Genomic DNA, 19,319 nt, shown 5'->3' with positions numbered 1-19,319 from the left:
CTACAAGGGCACAGTCACACCCAAGAAAGCCCTTTATCTCCCTATACGTCCAGGAGCGATCCATGCGAACCCAGAGCCGACGGAGGCCGCGCGCACTCGCCGCGGTCGCCGCAGGGACGCTGCTCGCCCCGCTGCTCTCCGGCTGTTGGGTCGGAGCGGGCGGGTCGGGGTCGGGCGGCGACTCCATCAACGTCCTGATGGTCAACAACCCGCAGATGGTGGAGCTGCAGAAGCTCACCAAGGCGCACTTCACCAAGGAGACCGGCATCAAGGTGAACTTCACCGTGCTGCCGGAGAACGACGTCCGCGACAAGATCAGCCAGGACTTCGCCAACCAGGCCGGCCAGTACGACGTCGCCACGCTCTCCAACTACGAGATACCGATCTACGCCCGCAACGGCTGGCTGCACGACATGGACTCCTACGTACGCCAGGACAGCGGCTACGACGAGCAGGACATCCTCGCCCCCATGCGGCAGTCCCTGACGGCCGCCGACGGCAAGCTCTACGGGCAGCCGTTCTACGGCGAGTCGTCCTTCCTGATGTACCGCAAGGACGTCTTCGCCCAGAAGGGCCTGACGATGCCCGACCACCCCACCTGGGAGCAGGTGGGACAGCTGGCCGCCGAGGCCGACGGCGCCCAGTCCGGCATGAAGGGCATCTGTCTGCGCGGCCTGCCCGGCTGGGGCGAGCTCATGGCACCCCTCACCACCGTCGTGAACACCTTCGGCGGCACCTGGTTCGACAAGGACTGGAAGGCCCGTCTCGACTCCCCCGAGTTCGAGAAGGCGACGAAGTTCTACGTTGACCTCGTACGGGGACACGGCGAGTCCGGCGCCGCCCAGTCCGGCTTCGCCGAGTGCCTCAACAACATGACCCAGGGCAAGACCGCCATGTGGTACGACGCCACCTCCGCGGCGGGCTCCCTGGAGGCGTCCGACTCTCCGGTCAAGGGCAAGATCGGCTACGTACCCGCACCCGTCGAGAAGACCAAGTCCTCCGGCTGGCTCTACACCTGGGCCTGGGGTCTGCAGAAGGCCTCCCACAACTCCGACAAGGCCTGGAAGTTCATCTCCTGGGCCTCAAGCAAGCAGTACGAGCAGCTGGTCGGGGACACGATCGGCTGGTCCAACGTGCCGGCCGGCAAACGCGCCTCCACCTACACGAACGCCGCGTACACCAAGGAGGCCGCCGCCTTCCAGGAGATGACCCGCGAGGCCATCGAGGGCGCCCGGCCGCGTGACCCGGGCGTGCAGCCGCGCCCCGCGCCCGGCATCCAGTTCGTCGGCATCCCCGAGTTCACCGACCTCGGCACCAAGGTCTCGCAAGAGATCAGCGCGGCCATCGCCGGACGCCAGTCCGTCGACTCGGCCCTGAAGAAGTCCCAGAAACTCGCCGAGAAGATCTCCAAGGAGTACGAGGGACGATGACCGCCACGACAACGGCCCCCGTGGCCGCCACTCCCGTACGCACCCTGGGAAAGCCGTCCAACCGGCTGCGCGCCTGGGCCACCCGCGCCCCGCTGCTCCCCGCCCTGATCTTCATGGTCGCCGTGACCCAGCTCCCCTTCGTGGCCACGCTGGTGATCTCCTTCTTCGACTGGAACGCGCTCTACCCCAAGGCCCGCCACTTCACCGGCCTCTCCAACTACTCGGACGTCCTGACCGACCCCGATCTGCGCCACTCCGTCTGGACGACGATCCTCCTGACGGCGGCCGTGGTCGTCGCCAGCCTGGTCATCGGCCTGGGTCTGGCCCTGCTCCTGGACCGCAAGTTCCGCGGCCGGGGCATCGTCAGAACGCTCCTCATCGCCCCCTTCCTGGTGGTCCCGGTGGCCGCGGCCCTGCTCTGGAAGCACGTGCTCTACAACCCGGAGTACGGCCTGCTCAACGGACTGCTGCACTACGTCGGCGGCCCCCAGCCGGACTGGATCTCGGGCACCCCGCTGCTGGCGGTCGAGGCCTCCCTGGTCTGGCAGTGGACGCCGTTCATGATGCTGATCCTCCTGGCCGGCCTGCAGAGCCGCGACCACCAGCAGATCGAGGCCGCGCGGGTGGACGGCGCGAGCGACTGGCAGGTCTTCCGCTACCTCACCCTCCCCCACCTGCGCCGCTACCTCGAACTGGGCGCCCTGCTGGGCTCGATCTACATCGTCCAGAACTTCGACGCGGTCTTCACCCTCACGTCCGGCGGCCTGGGGACGGCGAACCTCCCCTACACCGTCTACCAGAGCTTCTACCAGGCCCACGAGAACGGCCTCGCCTCCGCCGCGGGCGTCCTGGTCGTCATCGGTTCGATCATCATCGCGACCTTCGCGCTGCGCGTGGTCTCGTCCCTGTTCCGCGAGGAGGTGTCCCGCGCATGAGCGCCACCACGATCCGCGTACGACCCCGGCGTGCCCGGGGAACGGGCCTGGGCCTGCTGGCCTGGCTGCTCGGTGTGCTGTTCTTCCTGCCCATCGCGTGGATGGCCCTGACGTCGTTCCACTCGGAGTCGGACGCGGCGACCAACCCGCCGTCCTTCGGAGCCGCCCTCACCCTCGACGGCTACCGCGACTTCTTCGGCACGGGCGGCGGCGCGAGCCCCTGGCCCGCGCTGCTCAACTCGACGGTGGCCTCGGTGGTCTCCACCCTCTGCGTCCTCCTGCTGGCCTTCCCGGCGGCGTACGCACTCTCCATCCGCCCGGTGAAGAAGTGGACGGACGTCCTGTTCTTCTTCCTGTCGACGAAGATGCTGCCGGTGGTGGCTGGCCTCCTCCCGATCTACCTCTTCGCGAAGAACACCGGAATGCTGGACAACATCTGGCTCCTGGTCATCCTCTACACCTCCATGAACCTGCCGATCGCGGTGTGGATGATGCAGTCGTTCCTCGCCGAGGTACCGGTGGCGGTGATCGAGGCGGCCCAGATCGACGGCGCGAAACTACCGACGATCCTGGCCCGAGTCGTAGCCCCCATAGCCCTCCCCGGTATCGCGGCCACGGCCCTGATCTGCTTCATCTTCAGCTGGAACGAACTGCTGTTCGCCCGCGTGCTGACCGGTGTGGTCGCCGAGACGGCCCCCGTCTTCCTGACCGGCTTCATCACCAGCCAGGGCCTGTTCCTGGCCAAGGTGTGCGCCGCGTCGCTCGTCATCTCCCTGCCGGTGCTCGCCGCGGGGTTCGCCGCCCAGGACAAACTGGTCCAGGGCCTGTCCTTGGGAGCCGTCAAATGAAGGCCGCCGTCATCGAGTCCGTGGGCCGCGCCGTCGTCACCGAGGTCCCCGACCCGACGCCGGGCCCCCGCGAGGTCGTCGTCGAGGTCGCCGCCTGCGGCCTGTGCGGCACGGACCTGCACATCCTCCAGGGCGAGTTCGCGCCGAAGCTGCCGATCGTGCCCGGGCACGAGTTCGCCGGCGAGGTGGTCGGGGTCGGCGCCCAGGTCACGGAGATCTCGATCGGCGACCGCGTGGCGGTGGACCCCTCCCTCTACTGCTACGAGTGCCGCTACTGCCGTGCGGGCCACAACAACCTCTGCGAACGCTGGGCCGCGATCGGCGTCACCACGGCGGGCGGGGCCGCGCAGTACGCGGTGGCCCCGGTGGCGAACTGCGTGAAGCTGCCCGAGCACGTACGCACCCAGGACGCGGCGTTGGTGGAGCCGCTGTCGTGCGCGGTACGCGGCTACGACGTCCTGCGGTCCCGCCTGGGAGCCCATGTCCTGATCTACGGCTCCGGGACGATGGGCCTGATGATGCTGGAGCTGGCCAAGCGAACCGGCGCGGCGAGCGTGGACGTGGTGGACCTGAACGCGGCCCGACTGGAGACGGCACGCACGCTCGGCGTCTCGGGGTCGGCCGCGAACGCGGACGAGCTGGACCGGCCGCAGGGCTGGGACGTCGTCGTCGACGCGACCGGCAACGCGGCGGCCATCCAGGACGGCCTGGACCGGGTGGCCAAGGCGGGCACGTTCCTCCAGTTCGGGGTCGCCGACTACGCCACCCGCGTGACGATCGACCCGTACCGCATCTACAACCAGGAGATCACCATCACCGGTTCGATGGCGGTGCTGCACAGCTTCGAGCGGGCGGCGGAGCTGTTCGCGAACGGCGTGCTCGACCCGGAGATCTTCATCAGCGACCGGATCGAGCTGGAGCGGTATCCGCAGGCGCTGGAGCAGTTCGCGGCCGGGGTGGGCAGGAAGATCGTGGTGGTTCCGTAGTCCGCGCGAGGGGTTTCGAGCCGGAGATTTCACGGCTGGGCCAATTGGCCGCTTGGTAAGGGAACGGCAAAATGGTCTCGCTCGTTCACGAGGCATGACAGCTATGACCCCCGGCTCGAACATCCCTCTCTCCGCCGCGCGCGTGACGGTGGACGTCGCCGCCCCCGTGCGGCTCGACGTATCGGGCCTGCTGCTCACCGCCGACGGCAAGGTGCGCTCCGACGACGACTTCATCTTCTACAACCAGCCGACGGGACCGGGCGTGACGTACCGCTCGGGCGGCGGTGCGGCCCCCGACGCGATCACCGTCGACACCGCCGCCGTCCCGCCCGGCATCGAGAAGATCGTGGTCACCGCGAGCCCGGACGCCGCGGGCCAGACCTTCCAGGGCATCGAACCGACGGCCACGATCCGCAACGCGGACGACAACAGCGTCCTGGGCTCGTTCACGCCCCCGCAGCTCGGCACCGAGACGGCACTGGTGGTCGTGGAGATCTATCTCCGCAACGGCGCCTGGAAGGCCCGCGCGGTCGGCCAGGGGTACGCGAACGGCCTCGCGGGCATCGCCACGGACTTCGGCGTCTCGGTGGAGGAACCGGCACCCGCCCCGGCGGTCCAGCCCGTAGCCACACCCGCGGCCCCGCCCGCACCCCCCATGCAAACCCCCGTGACCCCGCCGGCCCCTCCCGCGCCGCCCGCCCCTCCCACTCCCCCCGCCTCCGGGAAGATCAACCTCGACAAGGGCCGCGTCAGCCTCCAGAAGAACCAGACCGTCTCCCTGGTCAAGGGCGGCCGCCCGCTGCTCTCCCAGGTCAAGATGGGCCTCGGCTGGGAGCCGGCGTACCGCGGCAAGGACATCGACCTGGACGCCTCGGTCATCGCCTACGGCCCGCAGCGCAACCACATCGACAGCTGCTACTTCGGCAAGCTGTCCATCATCAACGGCGCGATCAAGCACTCCGGCGACAACCTCACGGGCGAGGGCGGCGGTGACGACGAGGTGATCGTGGTCGACCTCGGCCGACTCCCCCAGGACGTCACCGGCCTGGTCTTCACGGTCAACTCCTTCTCCGGCCAGAAGTTCACCGAGGTCGCCAAGGCCTACTGCCGCCTGCTGGACGCCGCCACCGACGAGGAGCTGGTCCGCTTCGACCTCACCAACGCCGAGGCCCAGACCGGCGTGATGATGGCCAAGATGATCAAGCAGTTCTCCGGCGAGTGGGAAATGACGGCGATGGGCGACTTCGTGAAGTCCCGTACGGTCCGCGGCATGGTGAAGCCCGCGGCCCAGTCCCTCTGACCCGCATCCGCCCACCCTCCGAAGGGGCCGTGGCGGTACGTCGCAAGCCCGTCGCTTACGTCCGGATCGAGCAGCGGCTTCCTTGCCCGGCCCACGTCTGATCCAGCGGCGACGGGCTCGACGTACCGCCACGGCCCCGACCCACCCACCGGCGGACAGCGCACCGCCCAAGAACCCGCCACTACGGCCGCAGCCCCTCCGTCAGCAGGGACAGATACCGGCGGATCTGCTTGCCCTGACCGTTCGCCAGCTCCGAGGCCGTGGAAACCCCGTGGGCCAGCCGCAGGACCTCGATCGGCTCGATGTCGTGGCGCAGGGTCCCCTCCCGCTGCGCCGCCTCGACCAGCCGCTGCGCCGCCCCCTTCATGGAAGTGCCGCAGGCCGTGAGCGCGGCCCTGCTGCCGTCCGTGACGGCCGAGCCCAGCAGGGCCTTCATTCCGCGTACCTGGATCGTGCCGACGCACAGCTCGTAGAGCCACTCCGCCAGCGCCTCGCCCGGGGGCAGCTCCTTCGCGATCTCGTCGGCTCGCGCCCCGAGCGCCTCGATCCGGTCGACGTACGCCGCCTCCAGCAGCGCCTGCCGCGTCGGGAAGTGCCGGTACAGCGTGCCGGACCCGACGCCCGCCCGCTTGGCGATGTCGTCGAGCGACGCGCCTTCCCCGTGCTCGGCGAACGCCTCGGCCGCCACCTTCAGCAACCGCTCGTAGTTGCGCCGAGCGTCCGCGCGCATGGGCTTGACCTGCGTCATTCAGATACTCCTTGCGAACCGGGGACCCCCTCCGTATCTTAGCGAGGGTTAAACGGAGACAGTCCCCGCTTATCTCGCGGGCAGTCCGTGCTGCCCGTACGCACCTTCGTCCGGGGACGCCAGACCGGGAGAACACCGTGTCCACCTCGTCTACCCCGTCCGCACCGTCCACCACCACCGACGCTCTCTCCGCACCACCCCAACCCGCCAGGCTCGGCGCCGTCCTGTTCGTCATCGTCACCGCCTACCTGATGGTCGGCGTGGACTCCACCGTCGTCAATGTCGCACTGCCCGACATCCAGAAGGACCTGCACTTCAGCCCGACCGGCCTGTCCTGGGTGCTCAACGCGTACACCCTCACCTTCGGCGGCCTGCTCCTCCTCGGCGGCCGGGTCGGCGACATCGCGGGCCGCCGCCGCACCCTGACCATCGGCGTCCTGCTCTTCGCCGGATCCTCCCTGCTCGGCGGGCTCGCCACCGAAAGCGCCTGGCTGCTCACCGCGCGCGCCCTGCAGGGCGTCGGCGCCGCCCTCACCGCGCCCAGCACCCTCGCGCTGATCACCACGAACTTCCCCGACGGTCCGCGCCGCCACCACGCCCTGGGCATCTACGCGTCGATGGCGGGCATCGGCGCCTCCATCGGCCTCGTCCTCGGCGGCATGCTCACCTCCTGGGCGTCCTGGCGCTGGGCCCTGCTGATCAACGTACCGATCGGCATCGCGGTCTCCGTCGCCCTGCCCCGCTTCGTCACCGAGACCCCGCGCCACGCGGGCCGGTTCGACGCGGCGGGGGCACTCGCCGGCACGGCCGGGATGACCTCGCTGGTGTACGCGTTCATCCGGGTCTCGGAGGAGGGCTGGTCCGACACCCAGGCGCTGCTGGGCTTCAGTTCGGCGACGGCGCTGCTGGTGGGCTTCACGTTGATCGAGTCCCGCGCGGACCAGCCGATCATGCCGCTGCGCCTGTTCGCCAGCCGCAACCGCGCGGGCGGCTACGCGGGCGTACTGCTGCTGCCCGCGGGCATGTTCGGCGCGTTCTACTTCCTCACCCTGATCTGCCAGCAGGTCCTGGGGTACAGCCCGCTCCGCGCGGGATTCGCCTTCCTGCCCATGACCCTGGCGATGTTCACGGTCGTACGCTTCGTGCCCCGGCTGCTCGCGCGGCTCGGCGCCAAGCCGGTGCTGCTCACCGGCATGGCCCTGCTCGTCGTCGCGGCCGCGTGGCTGTGGCGACTGCGACCCGACGACGGCTACCTCGCCGGCCTGTTCGGCCCGCTGGTGCTGATGGGCCTGGGCGTCGGCCTGAGCTTCATGCCGCTCAACGCGACGATCCTCGCGGGCATCGAGCCACGGGAGGCGGGCGCCGCCTCCGGCCTGCTGCAGACCCTGCAGTGGCTCGGCGGCACCCTAGGCCTCTCCATCCTGGTCACGGTCTTCGGCACGGCGGCCCGGCACGCGCACGGCTCCCCGTCCGACATCCTCACCGAGGGTGCGGCCCGCGCGTTCGGCATCGGCTCACTGATCGCGCTGACCGCCCTGCTGGTGTCGGCGTTCGTGATCACAGACACCAGGCCGAAGCACACCGCCTGAGGAAATCCACCACCCAAAGGAGCAGACCGCTTGAAGAAACCCAGCACCTAGAACAACGCGCTGTACGCGTTCAACGCCGGCTGTCCGCCCAGGTGGGCATAGAGCACGGTGGACTCCCGCCCGATCTCCCCCCGCGCCACCAGATCCACCATCCCGGCCATCGACTTGCCTTCGTAGACGGGGTCGGTGACCATCCCCTCGGTGCGCGCCGCGAGCCGCATCGCCTCCAGCGTGGCCTCGTCCGGAATCCCGTACGTGCCCGCGTGGTACCGCTCGTCCAGCTCGACGTCCGCCTCCGTCAACTCCTTCCGTACGCCGATGAGCTGCCCGGTGCCGTGCGCGATCCGCGCGATCTGCTCACGGGTGCGGGCGGGCGCCGCCGACGCGTCGATCCCGAGGACGCGCCGCGGTCGCCCGCCCGCCTGCTCCAGGGCCGCGAACCCGGCGACCATGCCCGCCTGGGTCGACCCGGTCACCGAGCACACCACGACGGTGTCGAAGAAGACGCCCAACTCCGCCTCCTGCTCGGCCACTTCATAGGCCCATCCGGCGAACCCGAGACCGCCCAGCGGATGATCCGACGCCCCGGCCGGAATGGCGTACGGCTTGCCGCCGCCCTCCTCGACCTCCCGCAGCGCCTGCTCCCAGCTCTCCTTGAAACCGATCCCGAACCCGGCCCGCACGAGCCGTACGTCGGCGCCGGCGAGGCGGCTGATGAGGATGTTGCCGACCTTGTCGTACACGGAGTCGGGCCACTCCACCCAACTCTCCTGCACGAGCACGCACTTGAGCCCCGCGCGGGCGGCGACGGCCGCGACCTGGCGGGTGTGGTTGGACTGCACGCCACCGATCGAGACGAGGGTGTCGCAGCCCTGGGCCAGCGCGTCGGCGACGAGGTACTCCAGCTTGCGGGTCTTGTTCCCGCCGTAGGCGACACCGGAGTTGCAGTCCTCCCGCTTGGCCCACAGGGAGGCACCGCCGAGGTGCTCGGTCAGGCGCTCCAGCGGATGCACGGGCGAGGGCCCGAAGAGCAGGGGGTAACGCTCGTACGAGGAAAGGGACATGGGTCCTCCCGCATCAGGGTTCGACATCGGCCAGGTCTTCGAGCGCGCCCCAGATCTCCGCGGTGACGCGGACGGCGCCGGCCACGTCCCGTTCGGCGCAGGCGTCGATCAGCTCGTCGTGCAGGCCCGCCGAACGGCAGTTGCCGCCCTCACCGAAGCGGCGCCGTTCCAGACGGCGGATCAGCGGGGTGTAGCGGGCGACGGTGGCAGCTGCGGCACGATTGCCGCTCACCCGTACCAATACGTCGTGCAACTCGTCGTCGGCCATCAAAGCGGCGTCCACGTCACCGGCGCGCACAGCGTCCGCGAAGCGCACGTTGGCCTCGCGCATCACCTCGATGTGCGGCGCTTGGAGCCGGGGCACCGCCGTGCGCGCGGCCAGCTCGTGCATGGCGCCGACCACGGCCGCCGCGTCCCGTACATCAGCGGCCACCAGGGGGGTCACCCGCGTGTAGCTCTGCGGCTTGGACTCCAGCAGCCCCTCGTCGACCAGCCGGGAGAAGGCCTCGCGCACCGGCGCACGCGACAGCCCGAGCAGCTCGGCGAGCCCGGCGTCGCGCACCACCGCGCCCGGCGCGAGCTCACCGGCCACGATGGCGTCCCGTATCGCTTCGTACGCGCGGTCCCTCAGCAGGGTCCGGCGCACGGGTCGTATCGCCTCCATGAACTGAAATGTTAGATATCAGTTCCCGTTCCGCACAAGAGTGCGGCCCGTACCGAAGTACGGGCCGCTCTCACGCGCGCTCGGCTATCCGGCCCACGGCCAGTCGGCGTCGCGCGCCGACTCCAGCAGGGGAACCATCCGGAAAGCCGCGTCCGAGAGGCCCCCGAAGGTGTGCCGGTTGGCCTTCCCGGAGGGGCCGTGGCCCGCCCGGTAGCCGGCCAGGTTCCAGGTGTAGACCGGGACGTGCGCCGGGACCTGCTCGGTCGGGTCGCCGTAGTGGCTGTAGGTGGCCTGCTCGTCGGTGACGATGAGCACCCGGTCGTGCTTCCTGTAGTGCGCGCGCACCGCCTCGCTCGTGTTGGTGCCGCCGAGGTCGCCGAAGCGCTCCAGCACCTTCAGCACCGACTCGCCCTTCGTGAACTTCACCCGGTTGCTGCTCGTGCCGAACTCGACGAGATCCGCGTCCGCCGCCCGCAGCGCGAGCGCCGTTCCGAAGATCGCCGCCGCGTCGGCCCGGTTGAGCTCCGAGCGCTCCGACAGCCGCGAGTAGAACATCGACCCGGACCGGTCGACGAGCACGAGCGTGCGTCCGGGCAGCGCCGGCACGTTCGCCAGCGAGTGGCCGAGCGCCTGCTCCAGCGGGTACGACCAGCGCAGCGAGGGCGCGTGCTGGTACGCGGCGAGGTAGCGGAAGGGGAACTGCCGCGAGCGCGCCACCTCCGCCGGGTCGCTGATCCTGGCGGCGACCTGAGCCGCCACCTCGTCGCTCACTCCCGCCTCGTCGAAGTTCCGCAGGTTGCGTACGAGTGCCATCGCGCCCATGGACGGGATGACGGCCTCCCAGGCCGCCTTGTCCATCGGGCCCTGCAGCCAGCCGGCCAGCGCCTCCCACGTCATCCCCGCCTCCGCGAGGCGCCGCGCACCGTGCGCGCCGGTCACGACCTTGCGCCGCTTGGCGGGCCGCAGCGCCATCAGGTCACGGTGAGCCACCACGACGGGCAGCGACTTGGGCACCACGGCCGTGTCCGGGTGGTGCCGCCGGTCGAGGGCGTACTGGAACAGGTCGCCCTGCCACGGCTTCGCCGGATCGGGCGCCGCGTGCACCAGGTTGAGGATGTCGCCGAAGCGGTAGCCCTTGCCCGCCGTGTCGTACTTCAGCAGCGACTTCTCGCCGTAGAGCCGGCGTACGGCGTCGGCGATGCCCCGCTTGACGGGCTTGGGCACGTTGCGGCCGTACCGGGAGGTCCAGTAGGCGAGCAGCTCGCCGGGCTCCTCGGGGCGGCGCAGCACGGAGGCGATGACCTGGCGGTTGGCGGGGCCGTCGGTGGCGCCCGCGTCGAGGCGTGCCTTCACGTACTCGGCGGCGCCCACGAGCGAGGCCGTCCGCAGGTTGCCCTCGCCGCGCAGCCAACCCAGCAGGGCGGCCGTCCACGAGGGGTCGGCGACGGCGAGCTCGCGCACGAGGGCGGCGAACCGGTCGTCGCGGGCCTCGCCGGTCTCGTAGAAAGTGTTCTGCGAGACGAAGTTGGCGATGGCCAGCAGAAAGAGCTCGGAGCGCGCGTCGCGCTCCTGGCCGCGGCCGCCCTGGTGCGTGCGCAGCACGCGGCCGGTGGACGTCACGCGGGAGGTCGGCTGCGCCTTCGCCGCACGGGTGTTGAAGCGTGCCATGGTGAATTCCCCCGAATTCATGAGTATTTCGGAGGGAGGCACAGCAAATGGAGGGGGCCCGAGATCAGGAGTCGGCGACGGTTCCTATTCACCCGGCGCGTCTGCCAGTTCCGCCACATCGACCCGGAGTCGATGACGGGATTCGAACCCGCAACATACCGTGTCCCGAAGTATCCGCTGCCTGCGCACCGGGCACCCACCATGAGCTGCGCCTCCCGAGGTCAAGTCGGCGGCGGCGTGGATTCTTTGAGAGAGAAGTAGCCGCAGCCCGCGCACCGGGAGGTGCATGAAGTTGTGGTGTCCAGAGTTCAAGGCCGGCGGAACCGACGTAGGTGCTCTAACCCCTGAGCTACACCGGCGCGTTGTACCGGTGGCGGGACTCGAACCCGCGGCCGCCCCATTATCAGTGGAAGTAGGTCCTGCCTTCGCACCTGGACATGCATCACTTTAGGAGGGCGGCCGCGGTTCGAGCCATTGAATTAACTACCCGCGCTTCTGGCGCTTCCAGGGGCCGGTGATGGCGAGCATGATGCCGGGCTCCTGGATGTTGGCGAAGAGGGTCCTGCCGTCGGGCGAGAAGGTGACGCCGGTGAACTCGCTGTAGGCCGGCTCGGCTTCGGTCCCGATGTTCAGTTCGTTGCGGGCGATCGGGTAGGTACGGCCGCTGTCGGTGGCGCCGAAGAGGTGCTGGACGCCCTCGCCGTCCTCGGCGATGACGAGGCCGCCGTAGGGGGAGACGGTGATGTTGTCGGGGCCGTCGAAGGCGCCGTCCTTGGACGGGTCGGGGTTCACGCCGAGCAGGACCTTGAGGGTCAGGGTGCGGCGCTTGGGGTCGTAGAACCAGACGGCGCCGTCGTGCTGGACGGGGCTCTCCTCACGGGCGTACGAGGAGACGATGTACGTGCCGCCGTCGCCCCACCACATGCCTTCGAGCTTCCGGGCGCGGGTGACCTGGCCGTCGGTGAACTGCTTGCGGACGGAGACGGTCTTCGCGTCACGGTCCGGGACGTCGACCCAGTCCACGCCGTACACCGTGCCGATCTTCGTGGCGCGGGAGAGGTCGTCGATGAACCGGCCGCCGGAGTCGAAGCACTTGAAGGCCTGGAGGGCGCCGGCGTCGTCGGCGAGGGTGGCGAGCTGTCCGTGGCCGTGCTCGAAGCCCTGCGGGGGCGTCCAGCGGTAGAGGAGGCCGTTGGGGCCCGAGGCGTCCTCGGTGAGGTAGAGGCGGCCGCGCTTGGGGTCGACGACGACGGCCTCGTGGGCGTACCGGCCGAGCGCCTTGATCGGCTTGGGGTTCCGGTTGCGGCGGCGGTCGACGGGGTCGACCTCGAAGACGTAACCGTGGTCCTTGGTCATGCCGTTCTGGCCGGCCTTGTCCTCGGTCTCCTCGCAGGTGAGCCAGGTGCCCCAAGGGGTGTTGCCGCCCGCGCAGTTGGTGGAGGTGCCCGCGACGCCGACCCACTCGGCGACCTTGTCGTGGCGCACCTCGACGACCGTGCAGCCGCCGGACGCGGCCGGGTCGTAGACCAGGCCCTCGGTGAGCGGCACGGGGTACTTCCAGCCGGCGCGGGGGCCCTTGAGCTCGTGGTTGTTGACGAGGAGGGTGGCGCCGCGCGGCCCGTCGAAGGTGGAGGTGCCGTCGTGGTTGGACGGCGTGAACTCGCCCGAGTCCAGCTTGGTACGGCCGCTGTAGGTGATGACGCGGTAGGAGAATCCGGCGGGCAGCGCGAGCAGGCCCTTCGGGTCCGGGACCAGCGGTCCGTAGCCGACTCCGCCGTGCCGGTCCGTCGGCTTGCCGTCCTCCCCCACGCTCTCGGTGTCGGTGGACGCGAGGGCGTTCGGAGCGGTGGCGAGGGCGCCGACACTGCCGGCCAGGACGATACCGGCGCCGGTCAGCGCGGATCGACCGGCGAAGTCCCTGCGGGTGAGCGACATGGGTGTCTCCCGTGACGGTGGAGGATGACCGTGGAGGGTGGCCGAGGGCATTGCGGCCACACCGTCCCGCCCACGCCTGAACGCCGGTTGAACACCGGGCGACTTCACCGCACTCGGTTCCATGAATCCGTAAGGACTCAGCCACAGGGACCAAAAGTCCTCCGGACGGGGGAACGGGCCGGCCCCTCCGGAACCGGGAACGAGCGCCCCTCCCGGGGCCGGGGAACGAGCGCCCGCTCGGGGCCAGGGAACGAGCGCCCGCTCGGGGCTGGGGATCGGGCGCCCCCCGAGGCCGAGGAATAGGCGAAGCCCCCCCCGCGGCCAGGGAAGCGCCCCTCCCGAGGCTGGGGATCGGTCGAAGCCCCCCGAGGTCGAGGAATGGGCGAAGCCCCACCGAGGCCGAGGAACGGGCGCCCCCTCGGGGCTGAGGATCGGGCGAAACCCCACCGGGGCCGGGGAAGCGCGCCCCTCCCGAGACTGGAGAACGGGCGAAACCCTTCGGGGCCGAGGAACGAGCACCCCCTCGGGACCGGGGAACGGGCGAAACCCCACCGGGGCCGAGGAATAGGCGAAGCCCCCCGAGGCCGAGGAAGCGCCCCTGCCGGGACTGGAGAACGGGCGAAACCTCCCGAGGCCGAGGAATGGGCGAAGCCCCACCGGGGCCGAGGAACGGACGCCACTCCCGGGGCCGGGGAACGAGCGCCCCCTCGGGACCGGGGGACAGGCGAAACCCCGCCCGGGCCGGGGAAGCGCCCCTCCCGAGGCCCGAGAACGGGCGAAGCCCGTCGGGGCCGCGGAACGAGCGCCCCTCGGGGCCGGGGGGCAAGGGCCCCCGCGACCGGTCCCGGCCCGCTCAACCCCCTTGTTGTGAGCGTGCCTTGAACGCGGCCTTGCGGGCCTCCTTGGCGACCTTCTTGTCGGGGTGGAGGCGGCCCATCGCCTCCAGGACGTCCGGGGTAGCCGGGTGGTCGACGCGCCAGGCCGCGGCGAAGAAGCCGCCGTGCTGCTGGGCGAGGCCCTCGACCAGCCCCTGCAGCTCGGCGGAGTTGCCCTCGGCGGCGAGCTGCGCGGCGATCGTGTCGATGGTGAGCCAGAAGATCATCGCCTCGGACGGCGGGGGCACATCGGCGGCGCCGTGTTCGGAGAGCCAGACCCGGGCGAGTCCGCCCAGTTCGGCGTCGTCGAGGACCTCGCGCAGCGCGGGCTCGGCCGCCAGGCCGACGAGCGAGAGCGCCTGCTGACAGTGCAGCCGGCGCAGCGGCGCCCCGGCGTCACCACCGCGCGCCGCGGCGAGCAACTCCCGTGCGGCGGCCAGGGGTTCACGCCGGGCGAGCCACTGCTCGGTCTCTGCCCGGGCGGCGGTCGGCGGGAAGGCGGCGGTGCCGTCCAGCAGCGCGTCCGCGCCCTTGTCCGCCAGGTCGCCCACCGCGGGGGCGGTGAGGCCGGACTCCAGCAGCCGCGCCCGCAGCCCGTACAGGCCGAGCGGTGTCAGCCGTACCATCCCGTACCGCGACACGTCGGCCTCGTCGGCGGCGGCCGAGGACTCCTCGTCGGTGTCCGCCATCAGTGTCTCGTCGACCGGCTGGAAGTCGACGAGGCCGACGGGTTCGAGCAGCCGGAACTGGTCGTCGAGCCGCATCATCGCGTCCGACACCTGCTCCAGTACGTCGTTGGTCGGCTCCCCCATGTCGTCCGGCACGATCATGGACGCGGCGAGGGCCGGCAGCGGTACGGGGCTTTCGCCGGCCCCGCCCTCGCTCACGGTCAGCAGGTACAGATTGCCGAGCACTCCGTCCAGGAACTCGGCCTCGGCCTCGGGGTCCCAGTCCAGCGAGGAGAAGTCGATCTCCCCGCCGCCGTCCATCGCGTCGACGAGGTCGTCGAGGTCGGGCACGCTCGCGTCGGCCAGAACGGTCTCCAGGGCGGTGAGCCACACCCCGAGGACGTCCTGCGGCGCTCCGGAGGTGAGCAGCGCGAGGTCCGCGCCCGCGGCGACCGTGCCCTCCTCCTCGTCCACGATCTCGACGAGCCCGGTGTCGACGGCCACCCGCCAGGCCTCACTGGCCGTCGCCGCCGCGTCGTCGCCGGTGAGCCCGAGCGCGTCGGCCGCCCCGGGAAGCTGTTCCTCGACGAGTTCGCCCCCGGCGCCGACCCGCGTGTCCGGGCCGGCCCAGCGGGCCAGCCGTGCGGCGCGGGAGAGCAGCGGTGTGGCGAGCGCGTCCCGCGCCAGCTCCGCTTCGGAAGTCAGCCGCACCGGCGGCAAGGGGGAGCTCTCTGACATCGGCTGGGTTCTCCTCCGAACAATCAGGACCCGAACAGCGGGATCGAACGGCCCGAACGAGCGGAACCGGGCGACCCGACCGGCGGGACCGACCAAGCATGACAAGCAGGAAACGCAGTACAAGCAGAACAAGCATGACGAGCGGAACAAGCGTGACATCCACCGGGGTCCGGCAGAACGCCCACCGAGCCCGTAAGGACATCGCCCCGCAGGACATCCGGCGCGCCCGCGAACCGCCTCCGGACCCGAGGATCCGGACGCCACACCGGAAAGCCGTGTCGACGGCTCAGCCTAGACGGATTTCCACCCATGCCGCCCGGTTCATGTCCCTGTCAGGAGTTGTACATCACTCCATCCTTGACAACTCCCCTTCCCACACACGAGATTGACGCGCGTAGAAGTTCAAAGAGGCACCCGTCTCACCAGCTTCTACGCGCGTCACCGACCCGCACACAGGTCGCGCTACCACCACACGCTCCACCCTCGTCCCGGCGCTCATGTAAGTCCCCGGAGGGATTCCCTTGCCGAGCAAGAGAACCGCGCGCATCGGCGCGCTGACCGTAGCCGCGGTCTGTTCCACCGTCTCCGCCGTGGTGCTGACCGCACCCGCCCACGCGGACACCGTCCACATCCACGACATCCAGGGCACCACCCGGACGTCCCCCTACGCGGGCCAGAAGGTCACGGACGTGGCGGGCATCGTCACGGCCCTGCGGACCTACGGTTCGTCCCGGGGTTTCTGGATCCAGGACCCGACCCCGGACAACGACCCGGCCACCAGTGAGGGCGTCTTCGTCTTCACCAGCTCCACCCCGAAGGTCGCCGTCGGCGACTCGGTCACCGTCACGGGCACCGTCTCGGAGTACGTGCCCGGCGGCGCCTCCTCCGGCAACCAGTCGCTGACGGAGATCACCAAGCCGACGATCACGGTGCTGTCGTCCGGCAACGCGGTCCCCGCGCCCACGGTCATCGACAGCCGTTCCGTGCCGGCCGCCTACACCCCCGCCGGCGACACGGCCGCGAGCGGCTCGATCAACGCGCTCACCCTGGAGCCGACGAAGTACGCCCTGGACTACTACGAGTCCCTCGAGGGCATGAACGTCCAGGTCGCCGACACCCGCGTGGTCACCGCCACCGACCCGTACAGCGAGCTGTGGGTCACGGTGAAGCCGCACGAGAACGTCACCCGCCGCGGCGGCACGATCTACGGCGCGTACACCTCGCAGAACACCGGACGCCTGCAGATCCAGTCCCTCGGCTCGACCGCCGACTTCCCCGTCGCGAACGTCGGCGACAAGCTCGCCGGCACCACCGCGGGCCCGCTCGACTACAACCAGTTCGGCGGCTACACGCTCGTCGCGAGCCAGTTGGGCACCCTGGAGAAGGGCGACCTGAAGCGCGAGACGACCCGCAAGCAGTCGCGGAGCGAGCTGGCCGTGGCGACGTACAACGTCGAGAACCTGGACCCGGGCGACGGCACGTTCGCCGCCCACGCGGCCGCGATCGTGAACAACCTCCAGTCGCCCGACATCGTGTCCCTGGAGGAGATCCAGGACAACAACGGCGCCACGGACGACGGCACGGTCGCCGCCGACCAGACGGTGAACAAGCTGATCGACGCGATCGTCGCGGCGGGCGGCCCGAAGTACGACTGGCGTTCCATAGACCCGGTCAACGACAAGGACGGCGGCGAGCCCGGCGGCAACATCCGCCAGGTCTTCCTCTTCAACCCGGAGCGGGTCTCCTTCACGGACCGCGCGGGCGGCGACTCGACGACCGCCGTCGGTGTCACCAAGGTGCACGGCAAGGCCCAGCTGACGGCCTCCCCCGGCCGCATCGACCCGGCCAACACGGCCTGGACGTCCAGCCGCAAGCCGCTGGCCGGCGAGTTCGTCTTCCGTGGCAAGACGGTCTTCGTCATCGCCAACCACCTCAACTCCAAGGGCGGTGACCAGGGTCTGACCGCGCAGTACCAGCCCCCGGCCCGCAGCTCGGAGACCCAGCGTCATCTGCAGGCGACGGCGGTGAACTCCTTCGTCAACGAGATCCTCAAGGCGCAGAAGAACGCCGACGTGCTCGCCCTCGGCGACATGAACGACTTCGAGTTCTCGGACACCACCAAGATCCTCGAGGGTGACGGCGAGCTCTGGTCGGCGATCAAGTCGCTGCCGAAGAGCGAGCGTTACACGTACGACTACCAGGGCAACCAGCAGGTCCTGGACCAGATCCTGGTCAGCCCGTCGATTCGCGAGGGCTGCGACCTCGACTACGACAGCGTGCACGTCAACTCGGAGTTCTCCGACCAGATCAGCGACCACGACCCGCAGGTACTGCGGTTCCGGCCGTAGGCCTGTAGGGGCTGTGGATGAGGCCACAGCCCCGAAAAGGGAAGAGCCCGGCCCCGTCGTCCGGGGGGCCGGGCTCTTCCCTTGCCCGATGTCAGGCGGCGAACGTCTCGTTCAGCCAGCCCTTCCAGGCGGTCTCGTTGTGCTTGGCGTCGGCGTCGGACGCGAAGTCGTGGACGCTCATGCCGACGGGGGCGCCCCAGTGGTTGCGCCCGAAGAAGCGGATGAGGGCGTTGTCGGTGCGCAGCCCGATGAAGTACGGGTTGCGGTAGTCGACCACGGCGTCGAGGAGCTGCCCCTCGGGTCCCCGGGCCCGCACCCGCGCGCCCTCGGCCGTGTCGTCCGCGAGGCCGAGCGCCCGCCCGACGGCGGCGAAGGCGTCGGACGCCGTGGACGCGCCGGGCCCGTCGAAGGTGGCGAAGGCGACCGGGCGCCCCGCGAAGTGCGTCACGTACTGGCGCAGGGTGTGCAGATAGAAGTCCGTGTGCTTGCTCGCGCCGTCGTACTGGTTGTCCCAGTCCTCGACGAAGATGCCGCTGTGCACGTACCGCACCCAGGACCGGCGGCCGTCGTCGCGCGGCTCGATGGTCTCGTCGATCTGGTTGAGGGTCTGCTGGGAGATGCCCTCGACGTCCTCGACCAGGCTGGTGAGACGGTGCGGCGGGTCCCAGTTGGTGAGCGTGGAGCCGAACGGCCCGGTCCCGCCCTGACGCGGCTCGAACTCCATCGGCCACAGCCAGCCGCCGGTACCGGTGGTGATCGCCTCCCACATCTGCTCCGGGGTGGCGTCGACCTCGAACTCGCGGGCGATCTCGAATTCCTTGGACATGGTGGTGGTTCTCCTGTGGTTCAGTCCTGGCCGGGCGGGGTCGAGTCCACCGCGATGGCTTCCGGCTCGGCGGTGACTTCCGGCTTGGCGATGGCTTCCGGCTTGAGCGTCGGGTGGACGGCGACGACGATCCGGTGGTCGCGCCCGCCCTCCGCGTTCCCGTCGTGGTACTTGCGGATGAGCGCGCCGACCCCTTGCGTCAGCTCCTCGATGAACGCGGCGCGGTCGGCGGCGGAGGCGAAGGTCACCTCACCGTCGAGCGCGTAGGTCGCGAGCCGCTTGCGGGCCTTCGCCGCGCCGGTGATCAGCGCCCCCACGTCCCGGACCAGCCGGGCACCGACGGCGAGCAGCCAGCGGGCCGAGAGCTGGTCCCGGAAGCGGTCCGGGTCGGGCTGCACGGCGGCGAGGGCGAGCGGCGAGATGACGTACGACGCCGCCGTCGCGCGCATCAGCCGCTCGGTGACATTGCCCTTGCGGCGCTCGCCCGCGAGCTCGACCAGGCCGTGCCGCTCCAGCGCCTTCAGGTGGTAGTTCACCTTCTGCCGCGGCAGTCCGACCTTTCCGGCCAGCATGGCGGCCGACGCGGGTCCGGCGGCCAGCTCGGCCAGCAGCCGGGCCCGTATGGGGTCAAGCGAGACGGCGGCCGCCTCGGCGTCCTCGATCACGGTCACGTCCAACATGACTCCACCGTCTCACC

General features: G+C 70.3%; 15 protein-coding genes. 7 read left to right on the top strand and 8 right to left on the bottom strand.

Annotated elements, in window-relative coordinates; all coding sequences use genetic code 11:
• The first annotated feature begins 62 nt into the window (after positions 1-62).
• The 5 genes from KVT44_RS35530 to KVT44_RS35510 all read left to right on the top strand — a co-directional run bounded on the left by KVT44_RS35530 (position 63) and on the right by KVT44_RS35510 (position 5,499).
• Entirely contained in the window at positions 63-1,430 is a 1,368-nt protein-coding gene (locus KVT44_RS35530) for a sugar ABC transporter substrate-binding protein (protein WP_054232318.1), read from the top strand.
• A complete protein-coding gene (locus tag KVT44_RS35525; protein WP_060902182.1) occupies positions 1,427-2,365 on the top strand; it encodes a carbohydrate ABC transporter permease in 939 nt (312 codons plus the stop codon). Before KVT44_RS35530 ends, KVT44_RS35525 begins: the two co-directional genes overlap by 4 nt.
• Positions 2,362-3,213, top strand: coding sequence for a carbohydrate ABC transporter permease (locus KVT44_RS35520; protein ID WP_067364318.1), 852 nt, complete (start codon positions 2,362-2,364; stop codon positions 3,211-3,213). Before KVT44_RS35525 ends, KVT44_RS35520 begins: the two co-directional genes overlap by 4 nt.
• Positions 3,210-4,199 (top strand): zinc-dependent alcohol dehydrogenase family protein, encoded by a 990-nt coding sequence (locus tag KVT44_RS35515; RefSeq protein WP_097284173.1) that lies wholly within the window; start codon positions 3,210-3,212, stop codon positions 4,197-4,199. The genes KVT44_RS35520 and KVT44_RS35515 overlap by 4 nt, the downstream gene beginning before the upstream one ends.
• 103 nt (positions 4,200-4,302) lie before the next feature.
• A complete protein-coding gene (locus KVT44_RS35510; RefSeq protein WP_217571635.1) occupies positions 4,303-5,499 on the top strand; it encodes a TerD family protein in 1,197 nt (398 codons plus the stop codon).
• 181 nt (positions 5,500-5,680) lie between these two features.
• Here KVT44_RS35510 and KVT44_RS35505 read toward each other — a convergent pair whose 3' ends face one another.
• Positions 5,681-6,247 (bottom strand): TetR/AcrR family transcriptional regulator, encoded by a 567-nt coding sequence (locus tag KVT44_RS35505; RefSeq protein WP_190170311.1) that lies wholly within the window; start codon positions 6,245-6,247, stop codon positions 5,681-5,683.
• Positions 6,248-6,384: 137 nt separating this feature from the next.
• Between KVT44_RS35505 and KVT44_RS35500 the strand changes: the two genes are divergently transcribed.
• Positions 6,385-7,836: an MFS transporter gene (locus KVT44_RS35500; protein ID WP_217571506.1), complete on the top strand. Its 1,452-nt coding sequence runs from the start codon at positions 6,385-6,387 to the stop codon at positions 7,834-7,836.
• Positions 7,837-7,883: 47 nt separating this feature from the next.
• Here KVT44_RS35500 and KVT44_RS35495 read toward each other — a convergent pair whose 3' ends face one another.
• The 5 genes from KVT44_RS35495 to KVT44_RS35475 all read right to left on the bottom strand — a co-directional run bounded on the left by KVT44_RS35495 (position 7,884) and on the right by KVT44_RS35475 (position 15,448).
• The gene (locus KVT44_RS35495; protein WP_217571504.1) at positions 7,884-8,900 is read right to left on the bottom strand and encodes a 1-aminocyclopropane-1-carboxylate deaminase; all 1,017 of its coding nucleotides are present in this window, start codon (positions 8,898-8,900) and stop codon (positions 7,884-7,886) included.
• A gap of 13 nt (positions 8,901-8,913) precedes the next feature.
• Positions 8,914-9,564: a GntR family transcriptional regulator gene (locus KVT44_RS35490; protein WP_099923334.1), complete on the bottom strand. Its 651-nt coding sequence runs from the start codon at positions 9,562-9,564 to the stop codon at positions 8,914-8,916.
• An 84-nt stretch (positions 9,565-9,648) separates the two neighbouring features.
• Complete coding sequence (locus tag KVT44_RS35485) at positions 9,649-11,232, bottom strand: TROVE domain-containing protein (RefSeq protein WP_217571502.1); 1,584 nt, start codon at positions 11,230-11,232, stop codon at positions 9,649-9,651.
• 483 nt (positions 11,233-11,715) lie between these two features.
• On the bottom strand, positions 11,716-13,167 hold the full coding sequence (locus KVT44_RS35480) for an alkaline phosphatase PhoX (protein WP_099923332.1): 1,452 nt from the start codon (positions 13,165-13,167) through the stop codon (positions 11,716-11,718).
• Positions 13,168-14,020: 853 nt separating this feature from the next.
• Positions 14,021-15,448, bottom strand: coding sequence for a hypothetical protein (locus KVT44_RS35475; protein ID WP_217571500.1), 1,428 nt, complete (start codon positions 15,446-15,448; stop codon positions 14,021-14,023).
• A 521-nt stretch (positions 15,449-15,969) separates the two neighbouring features.
• Between KVT44_RS35475 and KVT44_RS35470 the strand changes: the two genes are divergently transcribed.
• A complete protein-coding gene (locus KVT44_RS35470) occupies positions 15,970-17,796 on the top strand; it encodes an endonuclease/exonuclease/phosphatase family protein (RefSeq protein WP_217571498.1) in 1,827 nt (608 codons plus the stop codon).
• 91 nt (positions 17,797-17,887) lie between these two features.
• Here the strand turns inward: KVT44_RS35470 and KVT44_RS35465 are convergent, their stop codons facing one another.
• Both KVT44_RS35465 and KVT44_RS35460 read right to left on the bottom strand, forming a co-directional pair.
• A complete protein-coding gene (locus tag KVT44_RS35465; RefSeq protein ID WP_217571496.1) occupies positions 17,888-18,622 on the bottom strand; it encodes an SRPBCC domain-containing protein in 735 nt (244 codons plus the stop codon).
• 20 nt (positions 18,623-18,642) lie between these two features.
• Positions 18,643-19,302, bottom strand: coding sequence for a helix-turn-helix domain-containing protein (locus KVT44_RS35460; RefSeq protein WP_217571494.1), 660 nt, complete (start codon positions 19,300-19,302; stop codon positions 18,643-18,645).
• Positions 19,303-19,319: the final 17 nt, after the last annotated feature.

Source organism: Streptomyces sp. GbtcB7, from assembly GCF_019091445.1.
Lineage (GTDB): Bacteria > Actinomycetota > Actinomycetes > Streptomycetales > Streptomycetaceae > Streptomyces > Streptomyces mirabilis.
This window is presented reverse-complemented; position numbering and strand designations above follow the sequence as displayed.